This window comes from Bradyrhizobium sp. UFLA01-814, from assembly GCF_046718885.1.
Taxonomy (GTDB): domain Bacteria; phylum Pseudomonadota; class Alphaproteobacteria; order Rhizobiales; family Xanthobacteraceae; genus Bradyrhizobium; species Bradyrhizobium elkanii.
In genome coordinates this window covers 1-15,576 of the sequence record NZ_JAQOSR010000095.1, presented here as the reverse complement: position 1 = coordinate 15,576, position 15,576 = coordinate 1, and the positions used below count along the sequence as shown (strand labels likewise).

Below are 15,576 nucleotides of genomic sequence, written 5' to 3'. Positions count from 1 at the left end.
TAAGAACGGGGCGAGGGAGCGCACCTCCGATGTCGTTGGATCTAACTGCGGCCGGCGATGTGGTCGGCGAGCACGGCGGCATCGTCGCCGACGCCTGACAGGAACGAGGATTTCATCTTCGACAGCCATTGCAGGCCGAGGAAATAGAGGCCGGGCACGTCGGAGACGCCATGGCGGTGTCGCGGTGCCCCGTCGCCATCCAGCACCGGTATGTCGATCCAGTTCAGATCGAGGCCGTAGCCGGTGGCCCAGATCACGCTCCTGATCCGCGCGGTCCGCAGGTCGATCGCATCGAGCGGCGCGGTGAGGCACGGCGGATCGGGCAAACCGAGGCGCGCCAAGGGATCTTCGGGATGATCGAGGCCGCGTGCCGTAACGAAGTCGTCGACGATCCCGAGGAAGGTCGCGTAATAGGCGTCGCCATTGGCGATGTTGGCGGCGAGATCGGGCGCGATCTCGAGCACGCCGTCGCGCGCCGCCGTCACGCGGCCGAGCAGGGTCACGCCGCCGGCGGCGAAGCGGCGGAAATCGACGGTGTGGCCGCCATGGGCGCCGGAGATCACCGGCAGCAGCCGCGACGGACCGCGCTGCTCGACCGGCGTCCGGTCGATGCCCATCTCGGCCAGCCACCAGATCAGGTCGCGGCCGCGATAGCGGCGCGGCAGGCGGTTGTGACGTCCGACCGAGAGGAAGACGTCGCGGCCGGCGTGCATCAGCTCTTCGGCGATCTGCGCACCCGAGGCGCCGGCACCGACCACCAGCACCGCGCCGTCAGGCAATTGCTCGGGATTCCTGTAGCCGGCGGCATCGACCTGAAACAGGCCGGGGTGATCGCGCAGCAGGTCGGGCCGCAGCGGCCGTTGATAGGGGCCTGTGGCGATGACGACGTTGTGGGCGGCGATGCTGCCCCCGGCAAATTCGGCGAGGAAACCGCCGGCATCGCGGCGCAGCCTGGTGACCGCGACGCCGCAGCGGATCGGCGGCGCGACGAACGCGGCGTAATCCTCGATGAAGGCGATGATGGCAGCGGTGTCCGCGAAGCCGTCGAGATCGCTGTGCGGAAACGCAAATTCCGGCAGCCGCACCGACCAGTTCGGAAACTGGAACATCAATCCGTCCCAGCGTTCGCTGCGCCAGCGCTCGGCGATGCGGCCTCGCTCCAGCACCAGATGGGCGATGCCGCGCTGCTTCAGCCGGTGGCTCATGGTGAGCCCGGCCTGGCCGCCGCCGATCACCAGCGTATCGACGGTCTCGTCAGGCACTGCGGGTTCCCTTGCGGCGGTCGGCGGGCTCCGCCGCGGCGCGGATGATCCAGCGCCGGAACGCGGCGAAATCGCGCTGCTCGGCGTGGAAGCCGCGATAGACCAGATACCAGCGCATGCCCTTGGGCACGCTGAGCGCAAACGGCGCCACCAGCCGGCCGGCGGCGAGATCGTCGTCGATATAGGGCCGGATGCCCATCGCGATGCCGAGCCCGTCGCTCGCTGCCTGCAGCGCCTGGCCGTAGAACTGGAATTCCGGCCCGCGCGCGGTCAGGCGCGGCACGCCCGCCGCCTTCAGCCAGGACGGCCAGTCGTCGGGCGAATGGGCGACGCGGATCAGGCTCGGGCCCTTGAGGTCGGCGGGGCGCTTCAGGGTATTGGCGAGCCGCGCCGTGCACACCGGCATCAAATCGGCGGCGAACAGCGGCTCGGCGACGAGGCCCGGCCACGGGCCGTCGCCGAGCTGGATGCCGCAGCTCCAGTCGTCGGCGAACGGCACCGCCATGCCGCCGGTCGTGATCCGCACCTCGATGTCGGGCTCCGCTTTGCGGAACTCGGCAAGGTGCGGGATCATCCATTTCAGCGCAAAGGTCGGTCCGACGCCGACGGTCAGCACCCGCGCGCTCGCGGACGCCGTGACCTGCGCGGTGAGGCTCGCCAGCGCGTCGAAGATCGGCGTCAGCCCGCCTTGGTAGGCGCGGCCGGCCGGCGTGGTGACGAGGCGGTTGGCCTTGCGCTCGAACAGCGCGACGCCGAGCCGCTCCTCCAAAAGGTGCACCATCCGGCTGATCGCGGCGGCCGAGACGTTGAGCTCGCTGCCCGCCGCCGCGAAGCTGCCGGTCCGCGCCGCCGCTTCGAACGCCTTGATGCCGTTGAGAAAGAGCAGCCGCCGCATGAACCCTCAGGAAAACTGATGCATGGGCAAGATAACTCAGTTTGCCGGAAGAGGCCAAGCGGCGCAGAAATACCGGAGACAATGAATCCCGGCTGACCCGGCGAGGACCACATGACAGAGACCACAGACGCCCTGGTGCTCGATCTTGTCGAGTGGGTCGCGCGCGAGCCGCGGCACTATGCCGAGGTGCTCGAGGTCTGGCGCAGCTCATGCCCGCGGCTGACGATCTGGGAGGACGCCGTCGACCGCGGCTATGTCGCGCGCCGCCCCTCGGTCGAGGGCATGCGGGTCATGGTGACGGAAACCGGCGAGAGCTTTTTGCGCGCGCATGGGCGGATACAGTGAACCTGAGCGCGGTGATCATCGCACCTCTCCCACAAGGGGAGAGGTGGACCGATCGAGCGGTTAGAATTGCCAATCTCTACCGTCACTGTTCGAGTCTCGGCCGGATGATCTCGACCATCCGGTCGGCTGACGTCCCCGGCGGGAAGAAGCCGAGATAATTGCCCTCGCGGTCCATCAGATAGATGTAGGCGGTGTGATCGACGGTGTAGTCGCCGGCATCCTTCAGCGGCACCCGCGCGAAATAGACCTTGTAGGCATCGGCGACCTTGCGGATCGCATCAGGGTTGCCGGTCAGTCCGATCAGGCGCGGGTGAAACATCGGCACATACTCTGCGAGATGGGCGGCGGTGTCGCGCGCGGGATCGATGGTGATGAAGATCGGCTGCACCTGATCGCCGTCGCGGCCGAGCTTGTCGAGCACAAGCCCGATCGCCTGCAGATCGGTTGGGCAGACGTCGGGGCAGGTGGTGAAGCCGAAATAGATCAGCATCAGCCTGCCGCGGAACTCCTTGTCGGTGCGTTCATGACCGGCCTGATCGGTCAGCGCGAACGGGCCGCCGACCGGCTCCCTGTTCCACATCAGGATGTCCATGATCGCGGCGGCCGAGCGCGCCGATTGCGGCGGCGCATCGCCCGCCAGCACCGGTGCCAGCGTCAGCCACAGGCCGGCGCCGGCGCATGCCAGGCCCGCGCCAGCGAATGCAATGCCGCGCAGGATCGGCGTGATCATATGCCGAAGGAGAGGCGGCTGCCGGTGGTCGTGACCAGCACCTTGTCGCCCATCTGCGCAGTCGCCTCCTGCACGAAGTTGAGCCCGGAGCAATGCATCGGGATCAGCACGTCGGGGTCGAGCTTCTTGATCTCGGCGACGACCTCGGTGAGGTAGTCCTTCGGCGCGGGCCCGAGATGGAAGCCGCCGACGATCGCGTGCACCTTCTGGATGCCCGAGACCTCCTGCGCCTGCTTCACCGAATTGACGATGCCGACATGGCCGCAGGACGAGATCACGACGAGGCCGAAGTCCCGCACGTTGAAGCAGGTGGCGTGCTCGTGGATGTGCTCGTCGGGCACGATCTTGCCCTCCATCTCGGCCGGCAGATAGTGGCTGGCGTTGCAGCCGAGCCCGTCCTTGATGCCGAACTCGACCCAGGTCTGCGGCAGCACACGCTCGATGCTGCGGCGGGTGATCTTGCCGGTGGTGAAGGCATGGCCCGCGATCACGGTCGGGGTCTCGCACAGCACGGTGGTGACGCGCTGCGCCGCGAGCTGGCGGCGGTCGAGCGTGCCGAAATCGTTGAACTGGCCCTTGGTCGGCGTTGCGCTGACGCGGTGGCAGAAATTGTCCTCGCCGCCGGCATAGAGCTTCACGTCGGCCGGCAGCTTATCGCGGAATTTGTCGAGGAAGCCGTTGAGGCCGCCAAAATGATCGTAATGCCCGTGGCTCACGATCAGCGCGTCGAGCTTCGACGGATCGACGCCGACCAGCGCCATGTTGTTGAGCAGCACCTCCGGCGTGTAGCCGTAGTCGAGCATCAGCGTGCGCTGCGTGCCCTTGACCTCCGACTCCAGCCACAGCGACAGGCCCCATTCATTGTGCAGCGACTTCTGGTAGTCGGCGGAGCGCGGCGGCGACGCGATGGTGACGCCGCCGGCTTGCTTCGGCTTGAAGAACAAATCGAAGCTGGAATCGACCAGCACGCGGATCGAGAGCTTGTCGACGGTCGGCACCTCGATCGGCGCTGCGCTGGCGATCTCGACGCAGGAGAAGGCGCCCGCGGCCGCAGCGCCGGCGATCGCCGCCGAGCCTTTCAGGAAATCACGTCGTGCCAAATCCCGCGTCATCATAATCCCCCGTGTTCTGAAAATTTTTCAATACCAAACACGTTGAGCTTAGGAGCAATCGGGATGCGGCTCAATCTGGCAGTTGCGCTGGCCGCAGATCACATTCGCGCGCGGTGCAATGCGCCCACCATTGACTTGGGTGCGGTTATGCGCCCAACTTCATGCATTCGCATCTTTCTCGCCGATGCACGACATCGGCAGTCCCTGGCAATGCAGGATCACGCCCATGATCGATCTCCACTACTGGTCCACGCCGAACGGTCACAAGATAACGATGTTTCTTGAGGAGACCGGATTGGAGTACAGGATTTTCCCGGTGAACATCGGCAAAGGCGATCAGTTCAAGCCGGACTTCCTGCAGATCGCGCCGAACAACCGCATCCCCGCAATTCTCGATCACGCGCCGAAGGGCGGCGGCAAGCCGCTACAGCTGTTCGAGTCCGGCGCGATCCTGCTTTATCTCGCCGAGAAGACCGGACAATTCCTGCCGGCCGATATTCATGGCCGCTATGACGTGATCCAGTGGACGTTCTGGCAGATGGGCGGGCTTGGGCCGATGGCCGGGCAGAACCATCACTTCCGCAACTACGCCGTCGAGAAGCTGCCTTACGCGATCGACCGCTACGTCAACGAGACCAACCGGCTCTACGGCGTGCTCAACAAGCGGCTGGCCGACCGCGAATTCATCGCCGGCGACTACTCGATCGCCGACATGGCGAGCTACCCCTGGGTCGTGCCCTACAAGAACCAGGGCCAGGAGATCGACGATTTCCCGCATCTGAAGCGCTGGCTGGAGACGATCGGCAGGCGCCCGGCGACCGAGCGCGCCTATGCCAAGGCGAAGGAGGTCAATCCGAATTTCGGCCAGCCCGCGATCCGCACCGAGGAGGAGCGCAAGCTCTTGTTCGGACAGACCGCGGCGGTGGTGCGGTAGGGCACAGGTCTCAGCAAATTCGTCATTCCGGGATGGTGCGTAAGCACCAGACCGCAGGTGCGCAATTGCGCACCGGGGAATCTCGAGATTCCGGGTTCGATGCTGCGCATCGCCTCGGAATGACGGCTGTGAGGTGGGCCTTCACGCCCCCACATACTTCGCCGGCCGCCGTTCCTTCCACGCCGCAAGCCCCTCGGCGAGATCGCGGCTCGGCACCAGTGCGGCGAACTGCTCGCTCTCGACCAAAAGGCCCTCGGCAATCGGCATGTTGAGCCCGCGCGTCACAGCGGTGATGGTGCCGGCGACGGCGCCGGGCGAATGCCTGGTGATGCGGCCGGCGAGCTCGCGCGCGGCGGTCAGCAATTGATCGTGCGGCACGATCTGATTGACCAGCCCGATCTCGCGCGCATGCTCGGGCGGGAACGGATCGCCTGCGAGGAGCAGCTCCAGGGCGCGCTTGCGTCCGGCCAGCCGCGGCAGCCGCTGCGTGCCGCCGAAGGTCGGGGGCATGCCGAGCTTGATCTCGGGTTTTGCAAATAGCGCGCGGTCGCTGGCGATCGCAAGATGTACTGCTTCAGTGATCTCGCAGCCGCCGCCGAAGGCGAGCCCGTTGACCGCGGCGATCACGGGCTTCTTGAACGCCTCGAGCCGCGCGGTCATGGCTTGTCCCCGTCGGACGAAGTCGCGCACCGCAACGGCGGCTCCCCGTTTGACGCTGTCAGAGAATTCCTTGATGTCGGCGCCGGCCGAGAAGGCGCGCTCGCCGGCGCCGGTCAGGATCACCGCGCGCACGTCAGCGTCGCCCTCGATGCGGTCGAGTGCCATCATCAACTGATCGATCAGCGCGTAGTTCAGTGCGTTGAGCTGCTCGGGACGGTTCAGCGTGATCAGGGCGATCCCGGCGGTGATCTCGAGCAGGATGGGTTCGGGCATGGTGCGCTCTCCGGCATGGCTGTTTCGTGTCAGCGCCGAATGTAGGGCTAGCCGGAATTTGTGTATATTCACTGGTTAGTATACATACGTGTGATGCCCAGACCCTCCGAGCCCACCCGCGAGCGCATCGTCCAGGCGGCGAGCGCGCTGTTCTACAATGAAGGCATCCGCCGCGTCAGCGTCGACGAGGTTGCGGCCAAGGCCGGCCTCACCAAGCGCACGCTGTATTATCACTTCAAGAGCAAGGACGACCTGGTCGCCGCCTATCTCGCCTCGCGCGACCAGCCCAATCTCGCGCTGTTCCGCAAATGGTTCGCGGAGGCCGAGGGCGGCCTGGCGGTGAAGGTCGAGGCGATCTTCAAGAACCTTGCGCGCTCGGCGCGGCATCCGAAGTGGAAAGGCTGCGGCTTCCTGCGCACCTCCGCCGAGCTCGCCAACATGCCCGGGCATCCCGCGATCCGGATCGGCGCCGCGCACAAGAAGAAATTCGAGGACTGGCTGCGCGCGACCTTCGCGGAGCAGGGGATCGCCGATCCGCTCAAGCTTGCGCGGCAGATCCTGCTGCTGCTGGACGGATCATTCGCCGTCGTGCAGTTGCACCGTGACGCGAGCTATATGGAGACCGCCGGCGAGGCCGCGCGCACGCTGATCGAGACGGCGCTGGCGAAGCCGGCGCGCAAACGGGGTTAGAGCGGTGTACTCATGGAGGCCTGTCCGTTACGCCCTGAAAAGGCGACATAGATCCGGACTGAAGTACCCCGGCCTTGGGCCAGAAGGCGACGATCGGGCCCGTCCGCCATTGGCCCGCTCCACTCCCGGAAGCGGACTTCGGTGAACCGATCTGCAATATCGAAAGGCCGGAGGAGACGGCGTTGGGCGGCATGGACGCCGCCCAACACGGCTATGAATCTCACTTTGCCATTGCCGTCCTGGCGGCCTCGATTTTCGCCTTCACGGAATCGAGGTTGAAGCTCGCGCCCTTCTGCATCGGCGGAAACTCGACCGCGGTCATGGCCAGCTTCTCGACCTCCTGCTGAACGAACACGAAGCGCCAGAACTCAAATTTGAACCAGTCGAAGTATTGTTGCGCGCCGTATTTGGTCCCGCTATCAGGCCAGCCCGTTCGCTCGAACGGATCCAGACGAAGGTTGGTCAGGTAGGGCACGTCAACCTTGCTTTTTTCGCCCAGCCAGCCCCCGGGCTGGTCGATGAAACGATACTTGTAGTCGTCGATGCGCACAGCCCCGAGCTCGCTCTCACCGAAGTACCAGATTTCGTGCCGGTTCGACGGCCCCTTGCCGGTAATCATGTCCATCTGATTATAACCGTCCAGATGGCACTTGTAGGTACGGTCCCCGATGTGCTTCCCCTTCTTCAGTTCCTCGACAATGTTCGGGTTGCCGGCAGCAGCCAGCAAGGTCGGGAACCAGTCCAGCCCGGAGATGATGCCGTTCTCGACCTTGCCGGCCGGCACTTTGCCCGGCCAGCGGATCATCGCGGGCGCGCGAAAGCCGCCTTCCATGACCGTACCTTTGCTCTGCGCGAAGGGTGTCTGTCCGCCATCCGGCCAAGTGAAGACCTCGGTGCCGTTATCAGTGGTGAAGATGACGATGGTGTTGTCATCCACGCGCATGTCCTTAAGCTTTTGCATTACGACGCCGACATCGTCGTCAAGCTGTGCCATGCCGGCTTCATGAATCGACCAACCGTTCTTGGAGTTGCGCATTGCCTGATATTTTGGCGACAAGTGCGTGACGATGTGCATGCGAGTTGGATTCAGCCACAAGAAGAACGGCTTGTTGTCGGCTTTAGCCTTTTCAATGAAACTCAACGCAAAGTCTCGAATTTCATCGTCCACCGTTTCCATCCGCTTGGGATAGAGCGTTCCGGCGTCCTCAATTCTTTGCTTGCCGACCTTGCCCCAGCGCGGATCCACGGTGGCATCGTCCACATTGGTTGCCCACGAATGGATCATGTTGCGCGGACCGACCGTGTTTAGCAGCTCCTGCGGATAAGCGGGGTGGGCCGGGTCTTCCATCGCGTCGAGATGATACAAATAGCCGAAGAACTCGTCGAAGCCGTGCACTGTCGGCAGAAACTCGTTCTTGTCGCCAAGGTGGTTCTTGCCGAATTGGCCGGTGGCATAGCCCATGCCTTTGAGCGCGGTGGCAATGGTCACGGCCTCCGCCGGCAAGCCTGTGGGAGCGCCGGCCTGACCGACCGTTGTCATGCCGGTGCGGATCGGTAGTTCGCCGGTGATGAAGTTGGCGCGGCCTGCGGTGCAGCTCGCCTCGGCATAATAATCGGTAAACAGCATGCCTTCTGCGGCAATCTTGTCGAGGTTCGGCGTCCGGCCGGCCATCATGCCACGATGGTAAGCACCGATATTCCAGATGCCGATATCGTCCCCCATGATGACGACGATATTGGGCCGCTGTCCGGCCGGCGCGGGCACCGGGGCCGGCGTTGGTTGCTGCGCTTGCGCGAAGCTTGTCGCACCGACGGCAGAGAGTGCTGAAGCGGCGACGAGCGAACTACCGCTCAACAAGAGATCGCGGCGTTTCAATCCTGCACTGATCGGCTCTGTACCCATCTCAGGCTCTTCTGGAATCGTGTCGTTACTCATGACGTGATCCTCTTCCTGGTGATGCACCTGAAGCCGACATGGCTTGCTGAGGTGTCGATCGGCTCGGCATGACGCGTGGCCGGACGATAGCGGCGGCAATGGCTAGGGGCGCAAAGATGCGAGCCGCCTTGAGCACCTTGCGTGGAATCCTGAGGTTCGGCTGACGAGGGTCGTAGCTCCCGCCCTCGGACCGGCCGCGAGGATCTTGCGGGATGCAGCAAGTCTTCGGGGCGTCTGCGTCGTGCTTTTGGTGAATACCAATCGGTCGTCCATTCCCAGAAGCTGCCGACTCACGAGGACCGTAGCCATTGACCGGGAATGCGGTGGCGCGCGAGGTGCGTTCGAAGCCATCAGCCGCCAGATCGGGTACGCCTGCCGCAACGCCAACGTCGTGCATGAGCTACTCGCAGTGAACGAGTTTCAAAGTTACGAGCGTCGCCGGAGCAAGAACCTCTCGGCAGCTTTCCAGCTCGCCGGTTGCTTCGGGAGGATTTAACGCTTTGGTCAGTCAAAAGACGATCGAGTATCTGAAGTGCGAGACCGACGGCGCAGCATCTGCGAACGAGACAAGACAAGATGCTTCCAGCACCGCATCGTTCTCATGTTGATCTAGATCAATCGAGCCAGGTCGCCTCTTCCTTGTCGAGAGCCCCTGACGACTATGCAAAAAGTGCCAAGGTTGTGGCGTCATGAACACAGCCTTTCAATAAAGGGCCGGCCGAACGCAAATATGCCGATTTCGCATGGACCAACGGCGGCGTCGGCTTATTCTTTCCGAGCTTCTACCCCGCCGGAGCGACGGTGGGATCGCGAGAGTCGGGGGATCGGCGATGGGGTACCTTGGACCGGGTTTGGGACGCAGATTTTTTTCGCAGTGGCATTTGAGAGTTGGGGCGCTTGCCGCTCTGCTGGTGCTGTCCACCCAAGCGGCTCGCGCCGACGAAAATGGCATCAGCTTTTGGTTACCCGGATTTTTTGGCAGCCTCGCGGCTGTTCCTCAGCAGGCGCCGGGCTGGTCGGTGACCTCGGTTTATTATCACACCTCTGTTTCCGCCGGCGGCGACGTGGCGCGGTCGCGCGAAATCACGCTTGGTCGCTTTCCCGCGAATCTGACGGCCACCGTGAACGCGAACGTCAATGCGAATGTGAATCTTGGCCTTGTAGCCGGGACTTATACTTTTGCAACACCCGTGCTGGGCGGTCAGGCCTCTGCCAGCCTGCTGGCGACCTACGGCTCCAACTCCACGTCGCTGGCGGGATCGCTCGTTGGGACATTGACGGGACCGGGCGGCGCCACGTCGCCCTTCTCCCGGTTTGACAGCATCGACAGCTCGCTCATTGCATTCGGCGACCTGATCCCGCAGTTCGCGCTACGCTGGAATGCAGGTGTCAACAATTACATGACGTACGTTACCGCCGACCTCCCGGCCGGCGCCTACCAGTCGGGCCGCCTTGCGAATCTGGGGCTTGGGCACTGGGCAATCGACGCGGGCGGCGGCTACACCTATTTCGATCCAAAGACCGGGCATGAATTTTCGACGGTGCTGGGATTCACCTACAACTTTGTCAACCCCTCCACGCAATATCAAAGCGGCGTCGACATGCACCTCGACTGGGGTGCGTCGCAATTCCTGACCAAGCAGTGGCAGGTCGGTCTCGTCGGTTACCTCTATCAGCAACTCGGCTGCGATGGCGGCTCGGGCGATCGTGTCGGCTGCTTCCGGTCGCGCGTGGCGGGCGTCGGCCCGCAGGTCGGCTACATTTTCCCGGTCGGAGACATGCAGGGATATCTGAACCTGAAGGGCTACGGCGAATTCGCCAATGAAAATCGGCCAGCAGGCTGGAACGTCTGGCTGACGTTCAATCTTCAGCCCGCGGCGCCAACGCCGCCGACATCCACGCGGCCCAGAATCACGAAATAGCAGCGCGCATGATGCTGCCACCGGCGCCGTGCTGAAGGATCAATCTGGCGCGGCGGTAGCAACTCAATCAGCCAATGGACACTCCGCGAGCGTGCCGACAACATGTCCGGGCATATGCGGGACGATGGATTGCTTCGCTGACGCTCGCAATGACGATTAGAGCGCGCCGCGTTCGCGCAACAACGCCAGCACCGCGTTGAGGTCCGGCAGTACGGCTGCGCATTTCGCACGAATCGCTTCGGTCGGCGGCGCCATATCCGGCACCATCAGCGTGATCGCGCCGGCGGCGTGGGCGGCGGCGACGCCGTGGTTGGAATCTTCCACGGCGATGCAGGACGCCGGCGTCACGCCGAGCCGCGCGGCTGCCCTGAGATAGAGCTCCGGATCCGGCTTGCCCTGCGCGACATCGTCAAGCGTCAGCAACGTGTCGAAGCGGTCGCGGATGCCAGCGAGCCCGAGATGGCGCTCGGCGGTGCGGCGGGACGACGAAGTCACGATCGCCATCGGGCAATCGGCGGCGGCGAGCCCGTCAAGCAGCGCCAGCGCGCCGCGCTTCAGCGGCAAGGGGGCTTCGAACATCCGATCGCGGTTGATGATGAAGGCGCGGTTGACCTCGGCGAGCGGAAACGCCGCGCCGTAATGATCGCGCAGCATCGCTTCGCAGGCCGGGCCGGGAAGCCCGACCATGGAGTGGCACAGCGCGACGACGTCGTCGGTGTAGCCGCATGCATTCAGCGCCGCGACCAGGCTGTCGAAATAGACCTTCTCGGTGTCGAGCAGTGTGCCGTCCATGTCGAGCAGGACGGCGTCGACGGTCCAGCGTGCGTTCACGTGGCGCTCACCGCTGCTTGCTGTTCCGCGAGCTTGCGCAAGCATGCGGGGCACAGGCAGTCGCCGCCGTCGCTCGGCATCGGCAGGCGAAAACGCTCATCGGAGCACCAGCATGCGCCCGTGAGCGAACAGGAAAATTCGCTGCCGCATGCCGTGCAGGCAAGCCGGCGCGGAGATCCTGGTTGGGAACGATCGTTTGACGAGAGGTCCATTCTAACCGCGATTTAATGCGCGAATTAATCTCGGGTTCATCCCGGACCGCGCTATGATGCCGTGCGACAGATATAGCCGGGATAGGCGGCCAAGGAAATCGTCAAGGAAATCGCCCGGGAATTCGTCAAGGAAATTCTGATGGCCCGTGATTCGCAAGCCGCGCTGGTCGCCCTCAACCGGTTTGGATTCGGCGCCCGCGGCGGGGCGTCCGGCGACTTCATCAACGCGGCCTCCGATCCTCGCGGTTTCGTGCTGGCGGAACTGGCGCGTCCGAACGGCGCGCTGCTCGAAGTGCCGGGCCTGCTCTCGACACCCGAACTCGGCAAGCAGGTGTTCGACTATCAGTTCGAGATCCAGCAGGCGCGCAACGCCGCGAAGGCCGCGCAGCAAGGCGCGAGCGAAACGCCGCCGCAAGGACCGGACGCCAAGCCACAGCCGCGGCGCAACCTGTCGCTGCCCTCCGCCGCCAAGGAGATCGCCGGGAAGGATTCGGCGATGCAGGCGCAGGCGCCTGACAACGCCAATGCGGCGATGACGCCGTCGGCTCCGATGCAGCCTCCGACGATACAGCCGCTGGCCGGTCCGCCCAAGCCGCCGGCGCAGCCGCTCAACATCATCCAGAAGACGTTCCGCGCCGAGGCGCTGGCGCGGCTGCAACGCGGCGTGGTCGCCGATTGCGGCTTCGTCGAGCGGCTCGTGGTGTTCTGGTCCAACCACTTCTGCATCTCCGCCAACAAGGGCGCGCTGGCGCGGATGTGGGCCGGCGCGTTCGAGCGCGAGGCGATCCGTCCGCATGTGCTCGGCCGCTTCGGCGACATGCTGAAGGCCGTCGAGCAGCATCCCGCGATGCTGTTCTTTCTCGACAACCAGCAATCGCTCGGCCCGGAGTCGCGCGCCGGTATCAACCGCAATCGTGGCCTGAACGAGAACCTCGCGCGCGAGATCATGGAGCTGCATACGCTCGGCGTCGGCGGCGGCTACACCCAGGACGACGTGACGGCACTGGCGCGCGTCATCACCGGCTGGACCTTTGCCGGCCGCCGTGGCCAACTCGGCACGCCCGGCAGCTTCGTGTTCAATGCCAATGCGCACCAGCCCGGACCGCAGCAGGTGCTCGGCAAGACCTACGCGCAGGCCGGCGTCGCGCAGGGCGAGGCGGTGCTGTCTGATATCGCGCGGCATCCCTCGACCGCAAAATTCATCGCGACCAAATTCGCGCGCCACTTCGTCGCCGACGATCCGCCGCCGGCGCTGGTGGCGAGGCTAAAGGATACGTTCACGAAAACAGACGGCGATCTCGGGGCGCTGGCCACCACGCTAGTGCAGTCTAACGAGGCCTGGCAGGCGCCGCTGACGAAGATGCGTTCGCCTTACGAATTCCTGGTCGCATCCGGCCGCCTGCTGGCGCGCAATCCCGAAGATCCGGGCCGCTATCTCAATGGCCTCAACGTGCTCGGCCAGCCCTTGTGGTCGCCGGCCGGGCCGAACGGATTTCCGGACACCGCCGCGGCCTGGGCGGCACCTGAAGGCGTCAAGCTCAGGCTCGACATTTCGGCGCAAGTCGCCTCCCAGCTCGCCGACCGCTTCGACCCGCGCGACCTGCTCGAGCTCATTGCCGCCGATGCAGCCTCGCCCGAGACGCGGCGCACCATCGAGCGTGCGGAATCGCGGCAGCAGGCGCTGGCGCTGCTGTTGATGTCGCCCGAGTTCCAGAGGAGATGACGATGGAATGCTCCGAGAGCCTGATGCTGCAGGCGACGTCGCGGCGCGCGCTGCTGCTCGGCGGCGCCTCGTTTGCGGCCTGGGCGTATTTGCCGAAATTCGCGCGCGCGGCCGATGGCCGAGATCCGCGCTTCGTCACCATCATCCTGCGCGGCGCGCTCGACGGCCTCGCCACGGTCGCCCCGGTTGGCGACCCTGATTATGCCGGCCTGCATGGCGCGATCGCGCTGCGCCCCGATGGCCCGAACGCGGCGGTGATGCTCGATCCGTTCTTCGGCCTGCATCCGGCGATGCCGGAATTTTCGCGGATGTATCGCGCCAAGCAGGCCGCAGTCGTTCATGCAGTGGCGACCTCCTATCGCGATCGCTCGCATTTCGATGGCCAGGACGTGCTGGAGAGCGGCTTCCCCGGTCCGGGCCGCGTGCAGTCCGGCTGGCTGAACCGCGCGCTGGAGGCGCTGCCGAAAGGCGAGCGGGTGACGAGCGCGCTCGCGGTCGGCCCGACCACGCCGCTGGTGCTGCGCGGCGCGGCGCCGACCGTCGGCTGGGCCCCGACCGCTCTGCCGCAAGCCGCTGACGACACCGCGATGCGGCTGCTCGATCTCTATCAGCATCGCGATCCGGCGCTGGCAAGCGCGCTGACGCAAGGCTTACAGCTCGAGAAGCAGGCGCAGGGCGACGAAATGAAGCCGAAGCCCGGGGCGGGCGGCGTGGCGGCGATGCGCCTCGTGGCGCGCGGCGCCGCGAAATTGATGGCGGCCGATGACGGCCCGCGGATCGGCGCGCTCGCCTTCGACGGCTGGGATACCCATGCCAATGAAGGCGGGCCGGTCGGCCGCCTCGCGCAGCTGCTCGGCGGCCTCGACGGCTCGCTGGCGGAATTCCAGAGCGGGCTCGGCGCGCGCTGGCGCGACACCGTGATCGTGGTCGCGACCGAGTTCGGCCGCACCGCGCGCATCAACGGCACCGAGGGCACCGACCACGGCACCGGCACCATCGCGCTGCTCGCCGGCGGCGCCGTGAATGGCGGCCGCATGATCACCGACTGGCCGGGCCTCAAGCCCGCCAATCTCTACCAGGCCCGCGACCTCGCCCCGACCACCGACCTGCGCGCCGTGATCAAGGGCGTGCTGCACGACCAGTTCGGCCTTGGCGAACGCGTGCTGGCTGATGCCGTATTTCCGGACAGCGCCCCGGTAAAGCCGATGAAGGGGCTGGTAGCATAAGCGCTAGCTCCAACCACAACGTCGTCCCGGCGAAGGCCGGGACCCATTACCACCGAACTCGATTGCTGGAAAACGGTGGAGCCACAGCACGCCATAACCACGCGCATTAGTGGTAATGGGTCCCGGCCTGCGCCGGGACGACGCTGTGGTTACACGACCGCAGTGTCTACCCCTTCGTGATCCCATCAATCTCCGTCATCTCCTCCACGCTCAGCTTCCAGCTGATCGCCTTGACGTTCTGCTCGATCTGCTCGGGTCGCGTCGCGCCGGCGATGACGCTTGCGACTTGCGGGCGGGCGGCGAGCCAGGAGAAGGCGAGCTCGAGCATGGTGTGGCCGCGCTCCCTGGCAAACGCCTGCAGCTTCTCGACGATGTCCTCGTTGCGCGGCGTGACGTAGCGATCCTTCAGGGCCGGCGCCTTGGCGAAGCGGGTATCGGCGGGTGCAGCGGCGCCGCGCTGGTACTTGCCGGTCAACAGGCCGCTGGCGAGCGGGAAGAAGGGCAGCAGGCCGAGATTGTATTGCTGCGCCGCCGGCAGCAGGTCCTTTTCGATGTCGCGCACCAGGAGGCTGTATTCGTCCTGGCAGGACACGAAGCGGTTCACGTTCATCTGGCGCGCGACGTACTCGGCTTCGGCGATCCGCCAGGCCGGGAAGTTGGAGTTGCCAATGTAGCGCACCTTGCCCTGGCGGACGAGATCGTCGAGCGCGCGCAGCGTCTCGTCGATTGGTGTGAGCGGATCGTAGTCGTGCTGCTGGTAGAGATCGATATAGTCGGTCTTCAGGCGGGTGAGGCTCGCTTCGACCGCCGACATGATGTAGCGCC

Annotated in this window: 14 protein-coding genes and 1 pseudogene; 6 read left to right on the top strand and 9 right to left on the bottom strand. The window is 65.1% G+C overall.

What is annotated here, in order from left to right; all coding sequences use genetic code 11:
- Window positions 1-41: 41 nt before the first annotated feature.
- Together PMN64_RS26045 and PMN64_RS26040 are read right to left on the bottom strand one after the other, a co-directional pair.
- Window positions 42-1,262: an NAD(P)-binding domain-containing protein gene (locus PMN64_RS26045; RefSeq protein WP_411782700.1), complete on the bottom strand. Its 1,221-nt coding sequence runs from the start codon at window positions 1,260-1,262 to the stop codon at window positions 42-44.
- Complete coding sequence (locus tag PMN64_RS26040; RefSeq protein ID WP_028340577.1) at window positions 1,255-2,157, bottom strand: LysR substrate-binding domain-containing protein; 903 nt, start codon at window positions 2,155-2,157, stop codon at window positions 1,255-1,257. Before PMN64_RS26040 ends, PMN64_RS26045 begins: the two co-directional genes overlap by 8 nt.
- Before the next feature lie 111 nt (window positions 2,158-2,268).
- Between PMN64_RS26040 and PMN64_RS26035 the strand changes: the two genes are divergently transcribed.
- Window positions 2,269-2,502: a hypothetical protein gene (locus PMN64_RS26035; RefSeq protein WP_411782699.1), complete on the top strand. Its 234-nt coding sequence runs from the start codon at window positions 2,269-2,271 to the stop codon at window positions 2,500-2,502.
- A gap of 82 nt (window positions 2,503-2,584) precedes the next feature.
- Here PMN64_RS26035 and PMN64_RS26030 read toward each other — a convergent pair whose 3' ends face one another.
- Entirely contained in the window at window positions 2,585-3,232 is a 648-nt protein-coding gene (locus PMN64_RS26030) for an SCO family protein (protein ID WP_411782698.1), read from the bottom strand.
- The gene (locus PMN64_RS26025) at window positions 3,229-4,344 is read right to left on the bottom strand and encodes an MBL fold metallo-hydrolase (protein ID WP_411782697.1); all 1,116 of its coding nucleotides are present in this window, start codon (window positions 4,342-4,344) and stop codon (window positions 3,229-3,231) included. The genes PMN64_RS26030 and PMN64_RS26025 overlap by 4 nt, the downstream gene beginning before the upstream one ends.
- 226 nt (window positions 4,345-4,570) lie before the next feature.
- Between PMN64_RS26025 and PMN64_RS26020 the strand changes: the two genes are divergently transcribed.
- Window positions 4,571-5,278 (top strand): glutathione binding-like protein, encoded by a 708-nt coding sequence (locus PMN64_RS26020; protein ID WP_028340573.1) that lies wholly within the window; start codon window positions 4,571-4,573, stop codon window positions 5,276-5,278.
- A 141-nt stretch (window positions 5,279-5,419) separates the two neighbouring features.
- Here PMN64_RS26020 and PMN64_RS26015 read toward each other — a convergent pair whose 3' ends face one another.
- Window positions 5,420-6,211 (bottom strand): crotonase/enoyl-CoA hydratase family protein, encoded by a 792-nt coding sequence (locus PMN64_RS26015; RefSeq protein ID WP_411782696.1) that lies wholly within the window; start codon window positions 6,209-6,211, stop codon window positions 5,420-5,422.
- A gap of 93 nt (window positions 6,212-6,304) precedes the next feature.
- On the opposite strand from PMN64_RS26015, the gene PMN64_RS26010 reads away from it, so the two are divergent.
- On the top strand, window positions 6,305-6,901 hold the full coding sequence (locus PMN64_RS26010) for a TetR/AcrR family transcriptional regulator (protein ID WP_411782695.1): 597 nt from the start codon (window positions 6,305-6,307) through the stop codon (window positions 6,899-6,901).
- A gap of 220 nt (window positions 6,902-7,121) precedes the next feature.
- On the opposite strand, the gene PMN64_RS26005 is transcribed toward PMN64_RS26010, so the two are convergent.
- On the bottom strand, window positions 7,122-8,837 hold the full coding sequence (locus tag PMN64_RS26005; protein WP_411782694.1) for an arylsulfatase: 1,716 nt from the start codon (window positions 8,835-8,837) through the stop codon (window positions 7,122-7,124).
- Window positions 8,834-9,064 (bottom strand): annotated as a pseudogene (locus tag PMN64_RS26000) (SUMF1/EgtB/PvdO family nonheme iron enzyme); the annotation flags it as partial. The gene PMN64_RS26005 and the pseudogene PMN64_RS26000, both read right to left, overlap by 4 nt.
- Window positions 9,065-9,667: 603 nt before the next feature.
- Between PMN64_RS26000 and PMN64_RS25995 the strand changes: the two are divergent.
- Window positions 9,668-10,759, top strand: coding sequence for a transporter (locus PMN64_RS25995; RefSeq protein WP_411782693.1), 1,092 nt, complete (start codon window positions 9,668-9,670; stop codon window positions 10,757-10,759).
- 156 nt (window positions 10,760-10,915) lie between these two features.
- On the opposite strand, the gene PMN64_RS25990 is transcribed toward PMN64_RS25995, so the two are convergent.
- A complete protein-coding gene (locus PMN64_RS25990) occupies window positions 10,916-11,590 on the bottom strand; it encodes an HAD family hydrolase (protein WP_028340568.1) in 675 nt (224 codons plus the stop codon).
- Window positions 11,591-11,941: 351 nt separating this feature from the next.
- Here PMN64_RS25990 and PMN64_RS25985 point away from each other — a divergent pair, with 351 nt between their 5' ends.
- Both PMN64_RS25985 and PMN64_RS25980 read left to right on the top strand, forming a co-directional pair.
- A complete protein-coding gene (locus tag PMN64_RS25985; protein ID WP_028340567.1) occupies window positions 11,942-13,525 on the top strand; it encodes a DUF1800 domain-containing protein in 1,584 nt (527 codons plus the stop codon).
- Entirely contained in the window at window positions 13,522-14,751 is a 1,230-nt protein-coding gene (locus PMN64_RS25980; RefSeq protein ID WP_028340566.1) for a DUF1501 domain-containing protein, read from the top strand. Before PMN64_RS25985 ends, PMN64_RS25980 begins: the two co-directional genes overlap by 4 nt.
- 166 nt (window positions 14,752-14,917) lie before the next feature.
- Here PMN64_RS25980 and PMN64_RS25975 read toward each other — a convergent pair.
- Window positions 14,918-15,576: aldo/keto reductase (locus PMN64_RS25975; RefSeq protein ID WP_411782692.1), on the bottom strand; the 659-nt coding region annotated here is incomplete at its 5' end.

Coding starts and splice junctions, on each gene's coding strand:
- PMN64_RS26015 (WP_411782696.1), bottom strand. CDS start 6,211: ATGCCCGAACCCATCCTGCTCGAGATCACCGCCGGGATCGCCCTGATC.
- PMN64_RS26030 (WP_411782698.1), bottom strand. CDS start 3,232: ATGATCACGCCGATCCTGCGCGGCATTGCATTCGCTGGCGCGGGCCTG.
- PMN64_RS26010 (WP_411782695.1), top strand. CDS start 6,305: ATGCCCAGACCCTCCGAGCCCACCCGCGAGCGCATCGTCCAGGCGGCG.
- PMN64_RS26020 (WP_028340573.1), top strand. CDS start 4,571: ATGATCGATCTCCACTACTGGTCCACGCCGAACGGTCACAAGATAACG.
- PMN64_RS25995 (WP_411782693.1), top strand. CDS start 9,668: ATGGGGTACCTTGGACCGGGTTTGGGACGCAGATTTTTTTCGCAGTGG.
- PMN64_RS25980 (WP_028340566.1), top strand. CDS start 13,522: ATGACGATGGAATGCTCCGAGAGCCTGATGCTGCAGGCGACGTCGCGG.
- PMN64_RS26025 (WP_411782697.1), bottom strand. CDS start 4,344: ATGACGCGGGATTTGGCACGACGTGATTTCCTGAAAGGCTCGGCGGCG.
- PMN64_RS26040 (WP_028340577.1), bottom strand. CDS start 2,157: ATGCGGCGGCTGCTCTTTCTCAACGGCATCAAGGCGTTCGAAGCGGCG.
- PMN64_RS25985 (WP_028340567.1), top strand. CDS start 11,942: ATGGCCCGTGATTCGCAAGCCGCGCTGGTCGCCCTCAACCGGTTTGGA.
- PMN64_RS26005 (WP_411782694.1), bottom strand. CDS start 8,837: ATGAGTAACGACACGATTCCAGAAGAGCCTGAGATGGGTACAGAGCCG.
- PMN64_RS26035 (WP_411782699.1), top strand. CDS start 2,269: ATGACAGAGACCACAGACGCCCTGGTGCTCGATCTTGTCGAGTGGGTC.